The organism is Aliivibrio fischeri (assembly GCF_009727955.1).
GTDB classification, from domain to species: domain Bacteria; phylum Pseudomonadota; class Gammaproteobacteria; order Enterobacterales; family Vibrionaceae; genus Aliivibrio; species Aliivibrio fischeri_A.
The window spans coordinates 481,590-500,751 of the sequence record NZ_WOBR01000004.1 but is presented as its reverse complement, the minus strand read 5'-3'; the positions used below and the strand labels follow the sequence as shown (position 1 = coordinate 500,751).

Here is a 19,162-nt window from a genome sequence, read left to right as displayed (position 1 = left end):
TCAGTTCTGTGTTGATTATCTTACTTTTTCTTTTTATTTATTCGATACTTATTCAGCTGAGGTAAAGCTTTCTTAAATTTAATTCTCTCTCCTAACTGATATTTAGCAGTATCTCGACGACTAATTGCTTTCCATAACCGCTTAGATAGTGACGTTGTCACCTCTTTACTTTGAAATTGTCTTGTATCACTCTGCCATTCTTGCTTACTTTCATACGCTTTGAGCTCAACGAGATAATCTGTTTCTCTCAATAAACGATAAAGCAACATTCTAACCGTTCCCCACTCCTCTTTATTTACTGCTCTAGAATATACAAGCCATGCCGGAAGCGGATGAGTTTGGTAATAACGCAGTGTTTTAATAGCTACGGCAATTAGAATTAGAAGAATGAATACACAAGCTGCGAATGGTTTCCAATATTCAATAAACCAAGAACGCAAAGTATGTGATACCGCAAAGGTTTCGCCCTCAATATTAATTGTTTTTAACTCCCCAGTTTCAACATCCCACCAAACTAACTCAAGAGCAGGAAACGTAACTTCTCCACCCGTTTGTAATACATAAACTGAAGACTCTTCTCGTTGAGATAAATAATCGCCTCGTGTTTGTGTATCACTCAATTTGGGTGGTTGATTATATGTTTGATAATGCGTACTTGATGTCGATGGTAGAATCTCAGGGATCAACATTGCGAGCGTATCTGCACCTTTAATCGTAATCGTACGGGTTATCGAATCTCCAGCTTCAAGCTCTGAATTAGACACATCCCATTTTTGTTGTACAGTAAAATCCTGTCCAGACACCCATTGTTGTTTATCATCAAGTAATCCAGATGGTTTAATTACATTAAATGTTTGAGCTTGGGTATAAATAGTTCCTGAGACATTACCTACACCTTCTTTTGATACTTGCACCTTTACCGCCGTAGGAGGAATAACATAAGTACCCGCTTTCTGAGGATACAATGTAATTTCCCAACGTTGATGCGTCCAAGTCACTCCGTTTTTACGCTCTGTAAAATTGGTTGCAAGTTGGTTACGTTGTTTAACGGCAACATTTGGAATATCAATCGCAGCAATACGAGTACCGCCAGTAAACCACCTTGGAGTAACTACTTCTATGTACAAAATAATTTGTTGATTAATAGCGTATGTTTTCTGGTCTTCATCGGTTTTTGAAGGCTCACTTAACCACGTTTTAATTGATACATTATCAGCACTTTCAAGCTGATTCGCTGCATTTGATCTCGCACTGAAACTTACCGTAATAAGCAGTACTACCATAAATACGAAAAGGTGTATTAAACGTCGTTTATCATTATGCTGAGACATTATTTCACCTCTTCATTTTGCATTGCTGTATTACTTGTTTGTTCACGAAGTTGCAATTGGAACTTAGCACGTAAGAAGTATTTTGGATCTGCCTCAACACGACGAAGCCATTTGTCCGCCAACTCTTGACTCCCCAAGATCTCATTTGCATTTAAACTTTCTTTAGTCATTAAAGAAGAGTCCACTTCTTCATCAGCACCATCGCCGGTTCTAGGTTTATCATCACCCAGTTCAAATGACTCTTCTGGACCATCGGTCGTGCCTTTTTGACTTTCACTCATCCGATTGACCTCATCAACAATGCCTTGCATGACGTTTAAGTTATTTTGCGCTTTTTCTTTTAAATCAGGTGCAAGATCTTTCTTTAACAACAGACGATAGATGTCTCTCGCAGCAACATATTCTCTTTGTCGAGCCAACGCATTTGCGGCATTAAACATTCCTAAATCTGATTTCACCGCAATAAATGCACTGTGAGCCAACTTGTACTCACCGGCATAATAATACGCAGTACCCTTCATTAATGGATCTTGATAACTTTTTGCTGCTTTTAAATAGTCTGATTGATCAAAATACCATTGTCCTTGCTGATCGGGCGTTAGCCACAAGTTCATCCACCAGCCTGATGTTTTTTCCCATAAAGTCACTTCTTTAACCGGTTCTTGAGCTTTCGCTTTTAAACTTACGGTTTCTGCGTATGTTGGCATTGAATAAAATGTCGGGCAAACCAATACCACCACTAGACACCATTTCACTAGCCACCCTCTTCTGAACCATGACAACATAAGTAATGAAACAGGAAATAATAAGTAATAACCCATGTCTTTCCACGGCATAGCTGATTCATTATTTAATTGCATATGTCGTTCAACTTTACTGTTTAAACTACGAACATCACTATCATCCACAGTAACGTTTATAACGCTTCCACCACTTTTACTTGCTAATTTTTTTAATGAGGCATAATCCATCGGGTTGTCACTCGCTCTGTTTTCATTACCAGCGGCAAGCACAAGCAGTTGATGACGACTCGTAGAAAAGTATTTCTCATAAGCTGATATGGTTTCAGGGTTAGCGCCATCCGTAATTAATAATACGGTTCCCGCACTCTCAGTTCCTAATTGAGGTTCAATAAGTGGTAATGCACTTTCTGCATTTTTACCTTCTACAGGCATAATATCCGGTTGAGTTGCGGCTAAGAATGGTGCAAAAACTGAGTTATCTTTTGTTAACGGCATAGCCAAATGTGACGTTCCTGAAAATACAACAAGCCCTGTTTTTCCACCTTTACGCAATGCAATTAAATCTCGAATTTTTTGCTTAGAACGTTCTAATCGATTCGGAGCTAAATCCTTTTGCAACATGGATTCACTGTTATCTAAGATTATAAGCAATGCGGCTTTATCTTCACCAAATGGCGAAGCCTCACGCTCCCATGTAGGACCAGCACAAACCACAATAGCTACGAGCATAGAAACAGCCAATAATTTTAATGGTAATTGTTTTTTCCAACCAAGATCATTAACCGTTAACACAGAACGAAGGTGTTTTGGTAATTCTTGCTGCCACTCATTTTTAGTGTCTTGTTTCCAGCGTAAATAAATAACAATACTTAATGGAATTAAGGCTAATAGCCATAACGGACGAATAAAATGAAATTCAGTCATAATTTGTTGCCACATCAGAAGATCAAACATGCTTTTCTCCTGCTTTTTTTGAAGACGATGAAAAATAACGTCTAATAGTGGCAAAACCAAAGGCAAACAAATACATTGCAACAATTAACATCGCTGGATATTGATGAATTGACTGCTTTGGTCGATAAGTCGTACTTTCATAAAGTTGAGGCTCTAACTCACCGATTTCATCATAAGCTTGTTCTAATTCATCACGATTAATCGCCTGAAATGCTTTACCTCCAGACTCTTTAGCAACACGATTAATGATGTTCATATCCAAGGCTTGCTCACCCACTGTTCGCGGATCTCCCATTGCAATCATATGTATACGCACGCCTTTCGCTGCTGCAACTTTCGCGGCATCAATAGGTTCAACATAACTGCCAGTATCGTTACCATCCGTTAAAACAATCGCGACTTTTTCTCGTGGCTTTGCATTTTCTTCAGTTGAGGCTTTATCTTCGCTGCTCTGCTCAAACACTTTAATCGCAAGACCGATGGCATCGCCTAGGTGAGTACTTTGCCCTGCCATTGCAACATCTGTTTGATTCAACAATTCAAGCCAAACGGATTGATCAGCCGTGAATGGCGTTTGCACAAAAGCAGCATCACCAAATAAAATAAGTCCTAAACGATCTCCTTTACGCGTTTTAACGAAATCAGCTAATACTTCTTTTGTTGCTTCTAGGCGTGAGATTTTCTTTATTTCACCAGAATCTGACGATTGCTTAGACACAAAATCTTGCTCAGCCATTGAACCTGATAAATCCACCACAACCATGACATCACGGCCTAAACTTTCACGAGTTTGTGGCTCACCTAATATCGTTGGCTTTGTTAAAGCAAAAATAAGCAGACACCACGACACAACCAAAAAGGCTTTTTGCCATAAGCTTGCACTTAATTGGCTTGCGCCTTCTGATGGTTCCTCATCTAACGCCTTAACCAACACATCAAAAAATGGGACTTTAATGGCTGATTGACGTGTTCGATATGCAGGTATAAACCAATATATTATCAGTGGTAAAGGAAGCATCCATAACCAATATGGATTTGCTAATTCAAGTTGATCAAACGGCATAATCCTCTCCTTTTTTAACGTCTTTGTTCGCCGTTTTTATATCTTTGTGACTCTCTAACCAATCAATGCACAGCGCAAATAAGGCTGCAATTTCTTGTTCATTTAATGTTATTTTTGATTTAACTAAAGAGTACATCCATCTTTCGCCTAATTCTGAATGAAATGCCTCTCTGTCATCACTTCCATATGAATCAATCGCTTGCAAAAAAGCGTCTCCAAATTGATTAGAGTGGCTCGGGTCGATATACACTAATACCGCTTTCATCACTTCAAATATTTCATAACTGATAGATTGATTCGGTACTTGTGAATCTCGCAATAATAAAAGCACATCCAATGCTTCACGACGATAACGATTTGCCCACCATCGTTTTAGCCATAACACACTTTTGTAGACAATAAATGCAAGCAATACAAATGCGAGAATTTGCCATCCAATGGTCTGAGGAAACCAACTTACGTGATCAGGTACCGTCACTTCACTTAATTTTTTTAATATATAACTGCTAGGTGGCTGATGTACGCTCATCGACGTCCTCCTATTGCACGCTTGAACTGCTCAATATGAGATCCTGACGTATCTACTTCTATAGTAGGAAGTCCTTTTGCTGCCATTAATTGAATGAGTTGTTCTTTTTTCAATGATTGATGCTCAGCAAGTCCCTTGTTCGCTAAATCAAACTTTTTGGCATCATTTAAGTTAATTTGAACATCCCCATTACCAACAACCCAGTCATTACTTAATGAAGGTAGCATTGATTCAAATGGATCTGAGATAAGAACACCAAGCACATCATTATGCTTTTGAAGATGCTTTAAATGCGTAACATCATCAGGAGTTGCCCCATTCCAATCACTCAAAATAATAATCGTGGCTTCTTTGAGTTTTAAACGACCAAGCAAAGTAACAAATTGGGTAAAACTAACAGAATCAACATCGGTGCTCGTCACGTTTAAAGATTGATTTGAACTTGCTAACAATTGTAATCGATGGAGCAAATCACCCTGAGATCGTTTTGGTGTTAACCAGTGTAATTTCTCACTTGCATTAATGACAAAACCAACACGATCGCTATCTTGTAAAATTCGCCATGCCGTTAATGCTGCTAATTCTGCTGCAACAACCGATTTCATGGTATCGACCGACGAAAAAAACATACTACTGCGCTGATCAACACAGATAATAAAATTTCGATCTTTCTCTTCGGTATAAGATCGAACATGAGGTTTACCTGTTCGCATCGTCACTTTCCAATCTAGGTTTCGAATATCATCACCTAATTGATAGTGCCTTAACTCTTCAAAATTTAATCCACGTCCACGAAATACTGAAGAATGACGACCAGACAGTGCCGTCCCTGACTTTAAATTAGGAAGCAAACTAAAAAAACCAGCTTGAGATTGTAGTTTTACCAGTTTGCTGTATTCACAATGTATGCGTGCGTCTTTGCTTTTCTCTGTCATCAAAAGCCCTACCCAATAACAACGTGATCCAATAATTCGTTTATCACTTGTTCTTGTGTCACTCCATCTGCCAACGCGTCATAACTTAACGTAACACGATGCCCCAGAACTGAGTGTGCCATTGCTCGAATATCATCGGGCTCTACGTAATCTCTACCTTGTAACCAAGCGTAAGCACGAGCACATTTATCTAATGCAATAGATGCTCGCGGACTTGAACCCACTTCTATCCAACGAGATAAATTAGATTCAGCGTAGCGCTCAGGCTTACGTGTCGCCATCACTAACGCCACAATATAACGTTCACTGATTTCTGAAACATCAATATTTGACAGTTCCGATCTCGCTTGCATAACAACCGACGGATCTAATTGAATAGTATCAGGCTTAAGAATCGTGTCATTTTCTGAAGGCTCCTTATCCAATGGCTTTTTATCCAGATTTTCTTCGCTTCTTACTAAACGAATAATATCCAGCTCAGCATCATCATCAGGATAATCAACCGAGACTTTCATAATAAAGCGGTCCATTTGCGCTTCTGGCAATGGGTATGTGCCCTCTTGCTCTACGGGGTTTTGTGTTGCTAATACCATGAACAAATCAGGCAAAGTATGTGTTCTATCACCAACGGTGATCGTTCCTTCAGCCATCGCTTCCAACAGCGCAGCTTGAACTTTAGCAGGAGCCCTATTTATTTCATCCGCTAATACAATGCTGTTAAAAATTGGGCCAGGTTGGAAATTCAATTGTGGTTTACCATTTTGCTCTTGATAAACCTCTGTACCGGTAACATCAGAAGGTAAAAGATCTGGAGTAAACTGAATACGACCAAATGACGTATGTAAATTATCAGCCAACGATTTTACTGATCGTGTTTTTGCTGTACCGGGTAAACCTTCAAGCAAAACATGACCTTGAGTAAGTAACCCAATAACTAATGAACGAACAACATGAGCTTGACCAATAACTGATCGCTCAACCTGTGACATAAGTGTATTTATTGCTTGTTGCGTTTGGTTCATGTTTCCTCCTAAACCCGATACGATTCGTTATCCATATTCATTGTAAGTAAATTAACTATAACTATTGGTTATACACATCATTAATGGGTGCTTACCTGATTAAGACGTTGGTTTAATGAATTAATCACATTCGCAGGGGCGTATTTCTGTAATTCATTAATGCATGCTTGTGCTTTATTTGATTGATATTTCAATAACATGTCACATTGTGCAAATAAGTGCTGAGGGTTTTTGCTTATGGTAAAAGCACGCCCTAATGCATCGGCCGCTTGCTTACCATTAAAGGATTCCATCGATAACCCGTAAACATACCAATATTGGGCATTTTGTTTTTCTATCTGAGTGGCTTGTTTAAACCGCTCTGCCGCTTCTGTTTTTTTATTTAAACGTAAAAGCGATAATCCCGCACTATAACGAAGTGCTCCTGAATTAGGTTGCGCTTTAATTCCCTTTCTTAATATTTCGTATCCTTTATTTTCATTACCTTGAGAGCGATAAAGATCAGCAAGATTGACGTAACTATTCACAAAATACGGCTCTATCTCTATTGCGCCTAAATAGGCTTCTTCCGCTTTAGCTAGCTCTCCCTGAGCACGGTATACATTACCTAAGTTTGTTCGACCAAAACCTCTGTCAGAATTAAATTTTTGAATCTCGATGTATTCATCTAGAACAGGTGACAGCTGCTCTCTTTGTAATGGATTCAATTCAGACCAATAAGCAGCTAAAGCTCCTGCTGTTTCCGTTCTAATAGCTAGCACAGGATCGGTTAATAAAGGAGAGATAATTTGCCAACGATCAAGAGCCTCATAGCCAGCAGAACCTTGAATGGCACCTAACCTTATTAGTTCATCGTTATTTTTCACCGCCCGCCCTAAAGCCACTAAGGTATTTTTACTTGGGAAAGCACTTAATCTCTGTAATGCCGAGCCTCTGATTATTCCTGCTTGTTTCGCATCTTGAGCGGTATAAGACAATGCATCACCAGCGCCTCGATAATGGATATCTGATGCATAAAATGCCACGGCAAAATGTTGTTGGTTTCTATACGGAGAATCAGGAAACCATTGCCCGACTTGCTCGTCAGCCCAAACATCATCCTTGTCTTCATGGCATTGAGTACAGACATTCGGAGTACCAATGTTCTTGCTAAGATCTGGTCTTGGTATTTGCCAACTGTGATCACGCCTTGCATCAACTCCCATATAAACCGTTTCAGGCATATGGCACGTCGTACATTGAGAGGCTTCCGTATTGGCTAAATGAAAGGTGTGTTTCTCTGGTGTGTATTCTGATGCGATATGACATTGACTGCATATTGCTTCTTCTGGAATGCTTAATTTTGTTGTGTGAGGATCATGGCAGTTAGTACACGTTACCCCTTTTTTGGCCATTTTTGACTGCATAAATGAACCATAAACATAGTCTTCATCATAAATCTGACCATCATTATGATAAAGCTCTGGAGTAATTAAACTTGGAAGGTAACTATCCAGTAAAGAACGTTCATCAAAATCACCTTTTGTATGTGCTTGCGCCTCATTTAATTGAGTTCTACGACTATGACACTGAGCGCATACCGTAATTTGATCCGTTTTATTAATTGCTTTTGGTTGAAGGGTTGATGAACCTTGTTTAAATACCCACTCTTTTACTGATTTGCTCAGATCACGCTCAAAACCATAATGAAGTCCAATAGGAACCTCTTGCTTTTTACTCCATTTTATATGTTCACTCGCAGGGCCATGGCACGCTTCACAGCTGACATTTATTTCTGACCATGAAGTCTCATAACTATTTTTCTCTGAATCGTAATTTTTCTGCACATTGGTTGAGTGACAATCTGCGCACATGAAATTCCAATTCTGCCCGGTATTGGTCCAGTAAAACTCGTCCGTTTTTTTCATATCAGGGTATAAATGATACCAACGTTGCCCCCCCTGATTTTTGTGTCTTGAATCCCAAGCAAATGGAATTAATTGAATTCGCCCATCGTCAAACTCAACCATGTACTGTTGTAGCGGTTCGAACCCAAATGTATAACTTATTTTATAATCATGAAATTGACCATCAGGCCCTTCAATATTGACCCAATACTCTTTGTCTTTTTTGAAAAATCGATTGGTTTTGCCTTCAAACTCAAAGGTAGCATTATCAAAATCGCCAAATACGCTACTTTTATCCGCATGCTTCATCGCCATGTCATGATCTGATCCCTCCCAAGCATCAACGGCTTCTTTATGACAATCAATACAAGATTCACTACCAATAAAATCAGCAGAAAATACAGTTGGTGAAAACAACATAATATTCACCCACATGACCAAAAATACGTAGGTAAGATTTTTCTTAGTCATATATATCCTTATACATCTTGACCATAATTCTGATTTCAAAAATAAACAAATAACGATAAGTTAGATATAGTTCACTTGTCATAAGTTTTCCATTTAACTCATTGATTTTGTGTGTTCCCTCTGAATTTATATTGCTACTCTCTTTATATAAAAAGGGGCTCCGAAGAGCCCTCTTAATTAAGAACTGTAATGATAAATTAAATTACTTACTGTGAGGCTGCTGAAGTTTTTCCATTACCTGATCAAGACTAAAGCTTGCCGCTTTTTGACGAGGTGGGAACTCTTCAAATGTTGCTAAGTATTTTCCTACATAAGCTTGCGCTGGTACGAACATATAAGCATGATCTAGTAACCAGTCATAATATGTATTCGACGTTACATCAGCGACTTCATATGGGTCCATACGTAAGTTAAATAGCTTAGGCACACGTAATGTTACAAACGGTTCAGCCCAAATTTGAAGCGTTCCGTTCACACGTTGCTCCATAAATACGGCTTTCCACTTGTTATAACGAAGGGCAGCTAAATCGCCATCATCAGTGAAGTAGAAGATTTCTTCACGACGGCCTTTCTCTTCTTCACCCGTTAGATAAGGTAGGAAGTTATAACCATCTAAATGGTTTTTAAAACTCTTATTACCAAGCTTGGTTCCTTTTTTCAGATCCTTTTTAATATGATCGTTACCAGCAGCAGCGGCAAAAGTTGGTAGCCAATCCATGTGGTGCATAATTTCATTAGATACTACACCCGGTTCAATTTTTCCTGGCCAACGAACCATTGCAGGAACACGATATGCCCCTTCCCAGTTTGTATTTTTCTCACTACGGAATGGAGTTGTACCCGCATCCGGCCATGAGTTCATATGAGGACCATTATCGGTAGAGTAGAAAACAATGGTGTTATCTTTAATACCTAATTTATCCACTGTTTTTAAGAGTTCACCAACGTGGTTATCATGCTCAACCATACCATCAGCATAGTTACTGATACCTGTTGAACCTTGTAACTCAGGTTTTACGTGAGTTCTAAAATGCATACGAGTTGCGTTCCACCATACAAAGAATGGCTTATCCGCTTTTACCGCTCGCCCCATAAAATCAATAGCTGCTGAAAGCGTTTCATCATCTACCGTTTCCATACGCTTACGAGTTAGAGGACCTGTATCTTCAATTTTTCCATCAGCAAAAGATTTAATTACACCACGAGGGCCAAATTTTTTACGGAATTCAGGATCTTTTGGATAATCAATATTTTCTGGCTCTTCTTCAGCGTTTAGGTGGTAAAGGTTACCAAAAAACTCATCAAAACCATGTGCTGTAGGAAGGAATTCATCTTTATCGCCAAGATGGTTTTTACCAAATTGTCCTGTCATGTATCCCATAGGTTTAAGTACTTCAGCGATCGTTGCGTCTTCAGCTTGTAAACCGATATCTGCACCAGGTAACCCAACTTTACTTAGACCTGTACGTAGAACACTTTGTCCTGTAATAAAAGTTGATCGACCAGCAGTACATGATTGCTCACCATAATAATCAGTAAACATCATGCCTTCTTTAGCAATACTATCGATATTTGGTGTTTTATACCCCATTAAACCAAAGGTATACGCACTGATATTAGATTGACCAATATCATCGCCCCAAATAACCAAAATATTTGGCTTTTCTGCTGCTAATGTATACCCCGAAGCCCCCATTAACACTGCACTTAGTATTGTTAATCTACGCTTCGTTCCTTTTTTGACTTCCATATAAACTCCTGTTTCCATTGATAAAAAGAGCATCATTAAAGGTATAGTACATAAACCTAAAACTAACAAAGGAATATACAACAATAATTTTACTTTTTAAGTACATAACTACTGGTTATGAACTTAATAACCAATTTCAGTACATCGTTTTTTCCGCTTTTGCAGCATAATGCCGTTTTATTTCCAATATTATCGAACTGAAATCATTCCTTCAGGAGATAGCGATGAACAAAATAGTTAAAAAAACCGCCATTGCAACAGGCCTTGCTTTATCAGGGATCCAAGTAGCTCATGCTGCTGCTCAACCGAATATCCTTGTTATTTTTGGTGATGATATTGGTTACGGAAACATCTCGGCTTATAACCAAGGTATGCTCGGCTATCAAACGCCGAATATCGATAGCATTGCAAATGATGGTGCACTCTTTACTTCTTATTACGGCCAACAATCATGTACCGCTGGTCGTTCAGCCTTCATCACAGGTCAAATGCCCGTTCGTACAGGCCTAACTAAAGTTGGATTACCTGGAGCAAAACAAGGTTTACAAGCACAAGACATTACACTAGCTCAAACCTTAAAAGATCAAGGTTACGTTACTGGTCAATTTGGTAAAAACCACCTTGGTGACCGTGACGACATGCTGCCAACGAATCATGGCTTTGACGAATTTTTTGGTAATCTTTATCACTTAAATGCAGAAGAAGAACCAGAAAACGCAGACTACCCTAAAGACCCAACCTTCCGTAAAAACTTTGGACCTCGCGGCGTTATTCACTCATACGCAGATGGAAAAATTGAAGATACAGGTCCTCTGACTCGTAAACGTATGGAAACCGTCGATGAAGAAACGATGGATGCGGCAATGGACTTTATGACCAGAGCAGTAAAAGCGGACAAGCCTTTCTTCACTTGGTACAACGCAACTCGAATGCACATCAAAACTCACGTCAAAGCCGAAAACTCTGGAAAAACCGGACTTGGTGATTATGCAGATGGCATGGTTGAACATGACAATATTGTCGGAGACCTACTTGATAAAGTCGATGATCTCGGTATCAGTGATAACACTGTTATCATTTATACAACTGACAATGGTCCAATGAATGCAACATGGCCTGATGCGGCCTTCAGTCCATTCCGTGGTGAGAAAAATACAGGCTGGGAAGGCGGTTTCCGTGTACCAGCAGTCATTAAATGGCCAGGACACATCAAAGCCGGCACAAAACTTAATGGTATGTTTGCTGGTGAAGACTGGCTACCAACATTAACAGCAATCGCTGGTAATAATGACATTAAGCAAGAGCTACTTAAAGGCTACAAAGCGGATAATGGCAAAACGTACAAAAACCACCTAGACGGTTATAACCAAGTTAATTACTTAACAGGAAAGTCAAAAGAAAGTGCTCGTCAAGAGTTCTTCTATTGGTCTGATGATGGTGAGTTATTGGCTATGCGTGATGGCCGTTGGAAAATGCACTTCAAGATCCAAGAAAACCAAGGTTGGAAAGTATGGACTCGTGAGTTTACGAACTTACGTATTCCTATGATCTTCGATCTGCAAGTAGACCCATATGAAAAAGCTGATCAAGGGTTCGGATATGATTCATGGGTTTTTGATCATGTATTTTTACTCGTTCCTACTCAAGCAAAAGTAGCAAAAATGATTGAAAGCTTCAAAGAGTTTCCACCACGTCAAGAAATCCCAAGCTTCTCTGTTGATAAGGTAATGGAACAAATGAAAAACATGGAAAAAGTAGCTAACGCTAGTAAATAACATGAATAAGATTTAGGGCTCATATGAGCCCTATTTTGCTATTTATAAGATACATCAAGGTGAAAACCATGCAGATAAATGCAAACTTTACATTCGATGAATTCAGTGAGAAATTATGGTCAATATTTCATGGGCAAGCCTTAATCACAAAATTCAGTTTTCCATTAAATAACGCCTGTTTCTCGTTTAAATGTCTAAAACGAAATAATGTAAATTTTTACTTATTTGAAAGCCCTGATCCATTAACGTTATTCAGTTTCCACCTTCCTTCTACATCACAACCAAAAACATTGTTATTACTCGATGTTAATAATACCGGAATGCTTTTTAATGGCATTCTATGTGAAGAGCATCAATTCGCTTTAATTTCAGAAAAAAGCCAGCAACCATTTTGCTTACAAATACCAGCTAAAAGTCCGATTTTAGTATGCGATATCAATACCGATAACAAACAGTTTCACCAACTTTGCGGCAGCTTAGTGCCTGTTGGTATTGATATAAAACACGCAGAAGAATTAAAAACTGCTGTTCGTAATGCAAACAATATGTTCCCAAATAATCATTCAAATGTAGGTGCAACCTTGCTGATGCATATTGTTGAGCTTTTATCTTTACATCCAATTCCAATGCGTCGACAAGCATTAATGGGAAGAAGCCGTTTACCAAGACGCAATTTTATTCCTAAATGCATTGATTATATGATGGAAATGTCCTCGACCGACGCCATCAACAAATTAGCCAAAGAACGAAATATTTCAGAAAAAACCATTAGAAATGGTTTCAAAGAAACGATTGGCTTTACTCCAAAAGAATTTGAACAAATCAGTAAACTTTTTGCATTTCGTCGAGCCTTAAAGCAACCAGATATTAAAACCGTCTTTGAAGCTGCTATTGCGAGTGATGTGTACCGCTGGTCACGCTACGCTAGTCGTTATTCTAAGATTTTTAATGAATTGCCAATTCAAACTCTTTGAGAAAGCTCTCAATCCACCCAAACTTTAAACGCCATTAAATAATACAATAAACCTATAAATTCAACAACATAGGACACAAGATAACTTTTAGTTATAAAGTCTATAAAGCGACGATTTAAAAAAATTTATTTATGATCATCGCGAATTAATCACGACTATAATTATTATTTGGAGTTATTTATGGGTAATCATTTAAGCAAGATTGCTGTTGGAGTTGGCCTGCTTGCCACCTCTAGTGCAGCAATGGCAGCATCACAACCGAACATACTGGCTATTTTTGGTGACGATGTTGGTTATTGGAATATTAGCGCCTACAACCAAGGTATGATGGGTTATAAAACACCTAACATCGATCGTATCGCGAATGAAGGTGCACTGTTCACTGATCACTATGGCCAACAATCTTGTACTGCTGGACGTGCTGCTTTCATTACAGGTCAAGAACCTTTTCGTACAGGTTTATTAACCATCGGTATGCCTGGTTCTGATCACGGTATTCCTGATTGGGCTCCTACCATTGCCGATCTACTCAAAGAACAAGGTTATATGACGGCACAATTTGGTAAAAACCACCTTGGTGATCAAGATAAACACCTTCCAACCAATCACGGCTTTGATGAATTCTTTGGTAACCTTTACCACCTAAATGCCGAAGAAGAGCCAGAAACTTACTACTATCCTAAAGATCCTGAGTTCCGTAAAAATTATGGTCCACGTGGTGTAATTAAATCTTATGCTGACGGTAAGATAGAAGACACAGGTCCAATGACGCGTAAGCGTATGGAGCACGCAGATGAAGAGTTCTTAGATTCTTCATTAGCATTTATGGAAAAAGCGGTAAAAGCGGATAAACCTTTCTTTATCTGGCATAACACAACTCGTATGCACGTTTGGACTCGTCTACAAGAAAAATACCAAGGTAAATCTGGCGTAAGTATTTATGCTGATGGTATGCTTGAGCACGATGATCAAGTCGGTGTTCTACTTGATAAACTGGATGATCTTGGTGTAGCTGATAACACGATCGTTATTTATTCAACCGATAACGGTGCAGAAACAGTAACATGGCCTGATGGCGGTGCAACCCCATTCTACGGTGAGAAAGGCACAACATGGGAAGGTGGTATGCGTGTACCACAACTGGTTCGTTGGCCAGGAACCATCAAACCAGGAACGAAAATCAATGAAATGATGGCACACCAAGATTGGCTTCCAACCCTACTTGATGCAGCCGGTGTTCCAAACGTAAAAGAAAAACTTGCTAAAGGTTACAAAGCAAATGGTAAAGAATTTAAGGTTCATATCGATGGTTACGATTTCAAACCATACTTTGAAGGAAAAGTAGATAAAGGTCCTCGTGAATCACTGCTTTACTTCACAGCAAATGGTGAGTTGAATGCCGTTCGCTGGCAAGATTGGAAACTGAACTTCGCGGTAATGGAAGGTAATATTTCTGATGCAGTTCGTTTGTCACCAAACTGGCCTCAAATCATCCATCTACGTGCAGACCCATTTGAAAAAGCACCGCATGAATCAGGCATGTACTTACGTTGGATGGCAGATAACATGTGGTTATTCGTACCAATGCAAGATGTATTAGCTGAGTTCTTTAATACTCTACCTGATTACCCAATGCAAATGAGTACTCAAATGAACCCTGCTGCTATCAGTGCACAATCACTTGGCTTAAAAGCGAAAATGCAACAGCTAGATAAGCTTCAAGCTCAAATGAATAAATTAAATGCTAAATAGTAATATCTAAAACTAAAACGCCCCGAATGAATATTCACTCGGGGCGTTTTTCTATCTGGAATCTAGCGACGCTGACAAGTTGTGCAACCACGACACGCCGAACGTGTATGTGGGTCTAGCCGCCCTCTTTGTATTTTACAATACGCATTTTTAAGAGCTCGGCGAGCTGAAAACCAATCGTCAGGCTTTGCTAAAATCAAGTTGCCATTAAAACGTTTCATTAATGGCACTCGATACTCATTAATAAACTTACTGTCGAACTCAATCTCAAAATGCTCAAGTGCTTGTTCAATCGAAGTGAAATTCGCAATCACTTGTTGGATAGTAGATTGGTTCATCGTTTATTAATGATTAAATGCGTTCATTTCTGCTGCACTTTTTGCTGTTAAATCACCTGTCGGGTTTAATAAATGCGGCAAAATTTTTGGTAGATTTAATACGATGTCTTGATTTTCTACTGGGTAAATAACCTCGTTATACCAGCCTAATAAACCCATTGTTGCATAACCAATTGCATCATTATCTTCACGGTTTTCAATAATGATTTGTAAAAAACGTAAAATCGCTCTGTCATTTGAACCAGCTTGATTACGAGTGTCATCAAAGATAGTTGTCGCTTCTGAAACTAAGCCTTCAAATTCAGTTTCAATCGATACTTTAAACGAACCACCATCAACAGATATTTTCATATTTTATAGCCAATTATTTATTTTAATTGTGGCGATATTAACGAATAAATTGCCTCTTGTCGCTACCCTCAGATAAGTGATTTACACAAAAATAAAAAAATGCGTTTCTATGATTGTTTTTTAATCTTCGCTGTCAAGTTCATGGCATATGCCAAAAATAATTATTGGCATATGCCAGTAATAAGCCTATACTTTCATCAAATTTAATGGAGAGCATTGATGGCTAGACCTAAAAAGTGTCGTCGAATTTGTAGTAGAGCACCATACAGTTGCTTCAAACCTAATGGCGTACCAACAACAGAATTACCTCAAGTTCAATTACTTGCTGAAGAATTAGAAGCATTACGATTGGCTGATTTTGAAGGGTTAAGTCAACAAGACGCAGCCGATCAAATGATGGTGTCACGTCAGACTTTCGGCAACATTGTGAAACAAGCAAGATTTAAAGTAAGCAGTTGTTTAGTTAATGGTCAGGCTTTAATGCTCCAAGTGGAGACTGAATAATGAAATTTGCTATTCCATACCAAAATGGTCGTATCGCAGGACACTTTTCTAAAGCAGAATCGTTTCTATTTACGGATCAAGAGCATTCAGAAATAACACCAAACCCAGCACTGAATAATACGGGCTGCGGTGGAAAAAAATCACTACTCTCATTATTAAAAAGCCAACAAATTGATGCTCTTGTCGTTCGTAACATTGGACAAAAGATGCTTGGTAACTTACTTAAATCGAACATTCGAGTATTTCATGCGAAAGGTAATGCATCATTAAATAACGTTGCATTTACAAATTTACCTGAGCTTACAGATGCGACTCAAGGCCGACCTTGTAAAAATACAAAACAAGGTTGTTGTAGCAAAAAACAAAATGTTATGACGCCGAAGTTAACAGCACCATTACAACTAAAACAAGCATTCACTGTATTAGGATGTATAGCATGAATACTATTTTGATTACTTTTGGCGTTTTTATATTGGTCATTCTGCTAATGGCATTAGGCGTAATTTTTGGACGTAAAGAGATCCAAGGAAGTTGCGGAGGATTAAATAATGTTGGTGTTGATAAAGTATGTAATTGCGAAACAACTTGTGATGAACACAAGCTTTATCAAATTTCAGAACCAACGGACAAATAAAAAGTGAAACCAGTTATCTAGTTTCACTTTCTTTATGTGGTAACGTTTTATTTCGTTTCTTTTGTATTATACCAATCACAGTAAGTAAGTGATCAGAAATAGCGAAGGAAAAATGCTTGAGAACAAGGCAGCATTTTTCGATAAGTAGTTATTCTACAATCAAAAATTCTAACGTAGTTATCGAGCATTTTAACAAGCTAGAGCGATCAGTTATTTACTACGATTGGTATTACATAAATAAGCGTTACCAAACATGGTCACAGAGCTTGAAAAATCTAAAGACTGGTATAGGTACAATGTATCCGCCCCTAACGCCGCAGCTTTGATACGCATTTGGTTTAACGTTCCCCAAACCATATCCTTATCAGCATGTAGCCAGTAATCATAAAAATGCCCTTCTGAACCAAAAACGATTCCCAGACGTTGGCAATTCTCAACTACTTTTACTTCATCCCAAATAACTTCGACCTTTTCAGACTCTTTAGTCGGAAAAGTAACACAGCCCGTTAACAACGTTGTTAAAGCAAACATTGAGTTAATGATACGTTTTTTCATTAAATAATCACTACAGAATAAATGTTGCGCGATTTTAGTAAAAAAAGTATCAATAGCAAGTAATAAGTAACTAGACGATTAATTAAAAATTATCCTCTACCTTGTTATATTATCGCCACTTGTTTGCTTCAGCTTCTCCATTTGCACGACGAGCCGCCGCAGCTACTTCTTTATCTACAATCGTTTGACCAATAGGCGCAATTGAAATCGCCGCCAATTTTAAGTGCTGAATAGCAAACGGAATACCAATAATCGTAACAAAGCAAGCAACAGCTGACATTACATGGCCAAGCGCTAACCAAAAACCAGCAAAAATAAACCATAAAACATTGCCGATAAAACCAAGGCCACCTGTACCGATATCTTCAGAACGTGTTAATTCATCACGGTAAATTGCCTCTTTACCAAATGGGAAGAAAGAGAACCCTGCCATAACAAAACATGCTCGGCCCCAAGGGATACCAATAATACTAATAAAGGCTAAGATCCCAAAAAAGCACCACGCTAGCCCCATAAATACGCCACCAAAAAGGAACCAAATTAAATTACCAATTGCGCTCATTTTATTTCCTTAACTTATAACTACGATTATTACTATAAATCAATAACAAACTCATGAAGTGGTTAATCACTTGCACCACACTTGGCACATTCATCATACGTTCTATCGCCTTCACTGATAACGGTATATTCAGTGACACATTGTTCACATAACGCAAGAACAGGATAAGCTTCTTTTTGTTTTTTGGAAGATGTATTTCCTTCCGTTGTATAGAATTTTCTCATTTTTGTCTCAATAATCTTTTTATTTCAAATAACATTATATCGCTATTTACTCAGAAACCTGTCATTAAATAATAGTTCAATCACTTGTATCAAATTACATACAAAAGTAACATGCCTTGGACAAAGTTATACACCAAAGAAATAACTCACTTGGTACAATTATAATGAAAAAACTACTATTAATTTCGCTACTGTCTGTTCCAGCATTTGCTTCAAGTAATATTGCCAATAATTTTTCATATATCGGTATTGGTTTTCAATCTGCTAAATACTCTTCCGAAGCTCTATCACCGTATTTTAACGATAAATACAGTAATGGTGAGAAGAAAACACTAGGAGGCCTATATATTGATGTTAACGCAAACCTTGTAGATAAGGTCTTTTTTGATGGGTATGCCGATTTCGCAACCAGAATCAGTTCAGATGTTGATACTTGGAAAGCCGGTCTTGGTTACGCTTTTTACTCAACACCAACCTTATCGGTTCCTGCATCTTGTGGTTGGGTAAACTACCATGCTGAACGTGACTCAAAATCATACTCAGAGGGTGCCGGCTATTGTAAAGTCGGAGTAAAAACACAAATAGCAAATCACTGGCTACTGGATGCAACCTATCAACATGAATTTTTAGATAAATCTAAAGATACTTTGGGAATTAAAAACGTATTTCAATTTGGACGTGTTTTTGGATTAGTTGCAGGCTTTAAATATGCAGAACGAATCGAGAGTGAAATCACATATCAATTAGGTATGCAGTTCTCTTTCCACTAATTCAATTAGCTATATTGATATTAATGGCAAAATGGAGGT

At 38.4% G+C, this 19,162-nt stretch carries 19 protein-coding genes and 2 pseudogenes; 7 read left to right on the top strand and 14 right to left on the bottom strand.

The window, feature by feature from the left end; all coding sequences use genetic code 11:
* Window positions 1-20: 20 nt before the first annotated feature.
* From GNP81_RS05665 to GNP81_RS05630, 9 genes and pseudogenes are all read right to left on the bottom strand, one after another.
* Window positions 21-1,331 carry a BatD family protein gene (locus GNP81_RS05665; protein ID WP_155674484.1) on the bottom strand — a complete coding sequence of 437 codons (1,311 nt, stop codon included), beginning with the start codon at window positions 1,329-1,331 and terminating at the stop codon, window positions 21-23.
* On the bottom strand, window positions 1,331-3,028 hold the full coding sequence (locus tag GNP81_RS05660) for a vWA domain-containing protein (RefSeq protein ID WP_155674485.1): 1,698 nt from the start codon (window positions 3,026-3,028) through the stop codon (window positions 1,331-1,333). Before GNP81_RS05660 ends, GNP81_RS05665 begins: the two co-directional genes overlap by 1 nt.
* Complete coding sequence (locus GNP81_RS05655) at window positions 3,021-4,091, bottom strand: vWA domain-containing protein (protein ID WP_155674486.1); 1,071 nt, start codon at window positions 4,089-4,091, stop codon at window positions 3,021-3,023. Before GNP81_RS05655 ends, GNP81_RS05660 begins: the two co-directional genes overlap by 8 nt.
* The gene (locus GNP81_RS05650) at window positions 4,081-4,620 is read right to left on the bottom strand and encodes a DUF4381 domain-containing protein (protein ID WP_155674487.1); all 540 of its coding nucleotides are present in this window, start codon (window positions 4,618-4,620) and stop codon (window positions 4,081-4,083) included. Before GNP81_RS05650 ends, GNP81_RS05655 begins: the two co-directional genes overlap by 11 nt.
* Window positions 4,617-5,555, bottom strand: a complete 939-nt coding sequence (locus GNP81_RS05645) for a DUF58 domain-containing protein (RefSeq protein ID WP_155674488.1) — start codon at window positions 5,553-5,555, stop codon at window positions 4,617-4,619. Before GNP81_RS05645 ends, GNP81_RS05650 begins: the two co-directional genes overlap by 4 nt.
* An 8-nt stretch (window positions 5,556-5,563) precedes the next feature.
* Window positions 5,564-5,911: pseudogene (locus GNP81_RS19540) on the bottom strand (AAA family ATPase); the annotation flags it as partial.
* An 87-nt stretch (window positions 5,912-5,998) separates the two neighbouring features.
* A pseudogene (locus tag GNP81_RS19535) lies at window positions 5,999-6,577 on the bottom strand (AAA family ATPase); the annotation flags it as partial.
* Between the two features lie 80 nt (window positions 6,578-6,657).
* Window positions 6,658-8,934, bottom strand: coding sequence for a multiheme c-type cytochrome (locus GNP81_RS05635; protein ID WP_155674489.1), 2,277 nt, complete (start codon window positions 8,932-8,934; stop codon window positions 6,658-6,660).
* Between the two features lie 202 nt (window positions 8,935-9,136).
* On the bottom strand, window positions 9,137-10,684 hold the full coding sequence (locus GNP81_RS05630) for an arylsulfatase (protein WP_155672259.1): 1,548 nt from the start codon (window positions 10,682-10,684) through the stop codon (window positions 9,137-9,139).
* A 224-nt stretch (window positions 10,685-10,908) separates the two neighbouring features.
* Between GNP81_RS05630 and GNP81_RS05625 the strand changes: the two genes are divergently transcribed.
* From GNP81_RS05625 to GNP81_RS05615, 3 genes are all read left to right on the top strand, one after another.
* A complete protein-coding gene (locus GNP81_RS05625; RefSeq protein WP_155672258.1) occupies window positions 10,909-12,459 on the top strand; it encodes an arylsulfatase in 1,551 nt (516 codons plus the stop codon).
* Between the two features lie 68 nt (window positions 12,460-12,527).
* Window positions 12,528-13,433, top strand: coding sequence for an AraC family transcriptional regulator (locus tag GNP81_RS05620; protein WP_155672257.1), 906 nt, complete (start codon window positions 12,528-12,530; stop codon window positions 13,431-13,433).
* Window positions 13,434-13,613: 180 nt separating this feature from the next.
* Window positions 13,614-15,185: an arylsulfatase gene (locus GNP81_RS05615; RefSeq protein WP_155672256.1), complete on the top strand. Its 1,572-nt coding sequence runs from the start codon at window positions 13,614-13,616 to the stop codon at window positions 15,183-15,185.
* A gap of 62 nt (window positions 15,186-15,247) precedes the next feature.
* Here the strand turns inward: GNP81_RS05615 and nifW are convergent, their stop codons facing one another.
* A complete protein-coding gene (gene nifW / locus GNP81_RS05610; protein WP_011262023.1) occupies window positions 15,248-15,523 on the bottom strand; it encodes a nitrogenase-stabilizing/protective NifW family protein in 276 nt (91 codons plus the stop codon).
* Window positions 15,524-15,529: 6 nt separating this feature from the next.
* Entirely contained in the window at window positions 15,530-15,874 is a 345-nt protein-coding gene (locus tag GNP81_RS05605) for a hypothetical protein (protein ID WP_005419470.1), read from the bottom strand.
* 219 nt (window positions 15,875-16,093) lie between these two features.
* On the opposite strand from GNP81_RS05605, the gene GNP81_RS05600 reads away from it, so the two are divergent.
* The 3 genes from GNP81_RS05600 to nqrM are packed head-to-tail and all read left to right on the top strand — an operon-like array spanning window position 16,094 to window position 17,012.
* Window positions 16,094-16,378: a DUF134 domain-containing protein gene (locus tag GNP81_RS05600; RefSeq protein ID WP_011262024.1), complete on the top strand. Its 285-nt coding sequence runs from the start codon at window positions 16,094-16,096 to the stop codon at window positions 16,376-16,378.
* Window positions 16,378-16,818, top strand: coding sequence for a NifB/NifX family molybdenum-iron cluster-binding protein (locus GNP81_RS05595; RefSeq protein WP_155674490.1), 441 nt, complete (start codon window positions 16,378-16,380; stop codon window positions 16,816-16,818). Before GNP81_RS05600 ends, GNP81_RS05595 begins: the two co-directional genes overlap by 1 nt.
* Window positions 16,815-17,012: a (Na+)-NQR maturation NqrM gene (gene nqrM, locus GNP81_RS05590; RefSeq protein ID WP_155674491.1), complete on the top strand. Its 198-nt coding sequence runs from the start codon at window positions 16,815-16,817 to the stop codon at window positions 17,010-17,012. The genes GNP81_RS05595 and nqrM overlap by 4 nt, the downstream gene beginning before the upstream one ends.
* 210 nt (window positions 17,013-17,222) lie before the next feature.
* Here the strand turns inward: nqrM and GNP81_RS05585 are convergent, their stop codons facing one another.
* From GNP81_RS05585 to GNP81_RS05575, 3 genes are all read right to left on the bottom strand, one after another.
* Window positions 17,223-17,567 (bottom strand): DUF4156 domain-containing protein, encoded by a 345-nt coding sequence (locus GNP81_RS05585; protein ID WP_155674492.1) that lies wholly within the window; start codon window positions 17,565-17,567, stop codon window positions 17,223-17,225.
* Window positions 17,568-17,676: 109 nt separating this feature from the next.
* A complete protein-coding gene (locus tag GNP81_RS05580; protein WP_155672253.1) occupies window positions 17,677-18,129 on the bottom strand; it encodes a YccF domain-containing protein in 453 nt (150 codons plus the stop codon).
* A 62-nt stretch (window positions 18,130-18,191) separates the two neighbouring features.
* A complete protein-coding gene (locus tag GNP81_RS05575) occupies window positions 18,192-18,353 on the bottom strand; it encodes a hypothetical protein (RefSeq protein ID WP_155672252.1) in 162 nt (53 codons plus the stop codon).
* Between the two features lie 164 nt (window positions 18,354-18,517).
* On the opposite strand from GNP81_RS05575, the gene GNP81_RS05570 reads away from it, so the two are divergent.
* A complete protein-coding gene (locus GNP81_RS05570; protein WP_155674493.1) occupies window positions 18,518-19,123 on the top strand; it encodes an outer membrane beta-barrel protein in 606 nt (201 codons plus the stop codon).
* The last annotated feature ends 39 nt before the right edge of the window (window positions 19,124-19,162 follow it).

What these genes read in the sequence shown, in the direction of transcription:
- GNP81_RS05570 (WP_155674493.1), top strand. Translation starts at nt 18,518, where the DNA reads ATGAAAAAACTACTATTAATTTCGCTACTGTCTGTTCCAGCATTTGCT.
- GNP81_RS05580 (WP_155672253.1), bottom strand. Translation starts at nt 18,129, where the DNA reads ATGAGCGCAATTGGTAATTTAATTTGGTTCCTTTTTGGTGGCGTATTT.
- GNP81_RS05630 (WP_155672259.1), bottom strand. Translation starts at nt 10,684, where the DNA reads ATGGAAGTCAAAAAAGGAACGAAGCGTAGATTAACAATACTAAGTGCA.
- GNP81_RS05655 (WP_155674486.1), bottom strand. Translation starts at nt 4,091, where the DNA reads ATGCCGTTTGATCAACTTGAATTAGCAAATCCATATTGGTTATGGATG.
- GNP81_RS05625 (WP_155672258.1), top strand. Translation starts at nt 10,909, where the DNA reads ATGAACAAAATAGTTAAAAAAACCGCCATTGCAACAGGCCTTGCTTTA.
- GNP81_RS05660 (WP_155674485.1), bottom strand. Translation starts at nt 3,028, where the DNA reads ATGTTTGATCTTCTGATGTGGCAACAAATTATGACTGAATTTCATTTT.
- GNP81_RS05615 (WP_155672256.1), top strand. Translation starts at nt 13,614, where the DNA reads ATGGGTAATCATTTAAGCAAGATTGCTGTTGGAGTTGGCCTGCTTGCC.
- nifW (WP_011262023.1), bottom strand. Translation starts at nt 15,523, where the DNA reads ATGAACCAATCTACTATCCAACAAGTGATTGCGAATTTCACTTCGATT.
- GNP81_RS05595 (WP_155674490.1), top strand. Translation starts at nt 16,378, where the DNA reads ATGAAATTTGCTATTCCATACCAAAATGGTCGTATCGCAGGACACTTT.
- nqrM (WP_155674491.1), top strand. Translation starts at nt 16,815, where the DNA reads ATGAATACTATTTTGATTACTTTTGGCGTTTTTATATTGGTCATTCTG.
- GNP81_RS05605 (WP_005419470.1), bottom strand. Translation starts at nt 15,874, where the DNA reads ATGAAAATATCTGTTGATGGTGGTTCGTTTAAAGTATCGATTGAAACT.
- GNP81_RS05635 (WP_155674489.1), bottom strand. Translation starts at nt 8,934, where the DNA reads ATGACTAAGAAAAATCTTACCTACGTATTTTTGGTCATGTGGGTGAAT.
- GNP81_RS05650 (WP_155674487.1), bottom strand. Translation starts at nt 4,620, where the DNA reads ATGAGCGTACATCAGCCACCTAGCAGTTATATATTAAAAAAATTAAGT.
- GNP81_RS05620 (WP_155672257.1), top strand. Translation starts at nt 12,528, where the DNA reads ATGCAGATAAATGCAAACTTTACATTCGATGAATTCAGTGAGAAATTA.
- GNP81_RS05585 (WP_155674492.1), bottom strand. Translation starts at nt 17,567, where the DNA reads ATGAAAAAACGTATCATTAACTCAATGTTTGCTTTAACAACGTTGTTA.
- GNP81_RS05575 (WP_155672252.1), bottom strand. Translation starts at nt 18,353, where the DNA reads ATGAGAAAATTCTATACAACGGAAGGAAATACATCTTCCAAAAAACAA.
- GNP81_RS05665 (WP_155674484.1), bottom strand. Translation starts at nt 1,331, where the DNA reads ATGTCTCAGCATAATGATAAACGACGTTTAATACACCTTTTCGTATTT.
- GNP81_RS05600 (WP_011262024.1), top strand. Translation starts at nt 16,094, where the DNA reads ATGGCTAGACCTAAAAAGTGTCGTCGAATTTGTAGTAGAGCACCATAC.
- GNP81_RS05645 (WP_155674488.1), bottom strand. Translation starts at nt 5,555, where the DNA reads ATGACAGAGAAAAGCAAAGACGCACGCATACATTGTGAATACAGCAAA.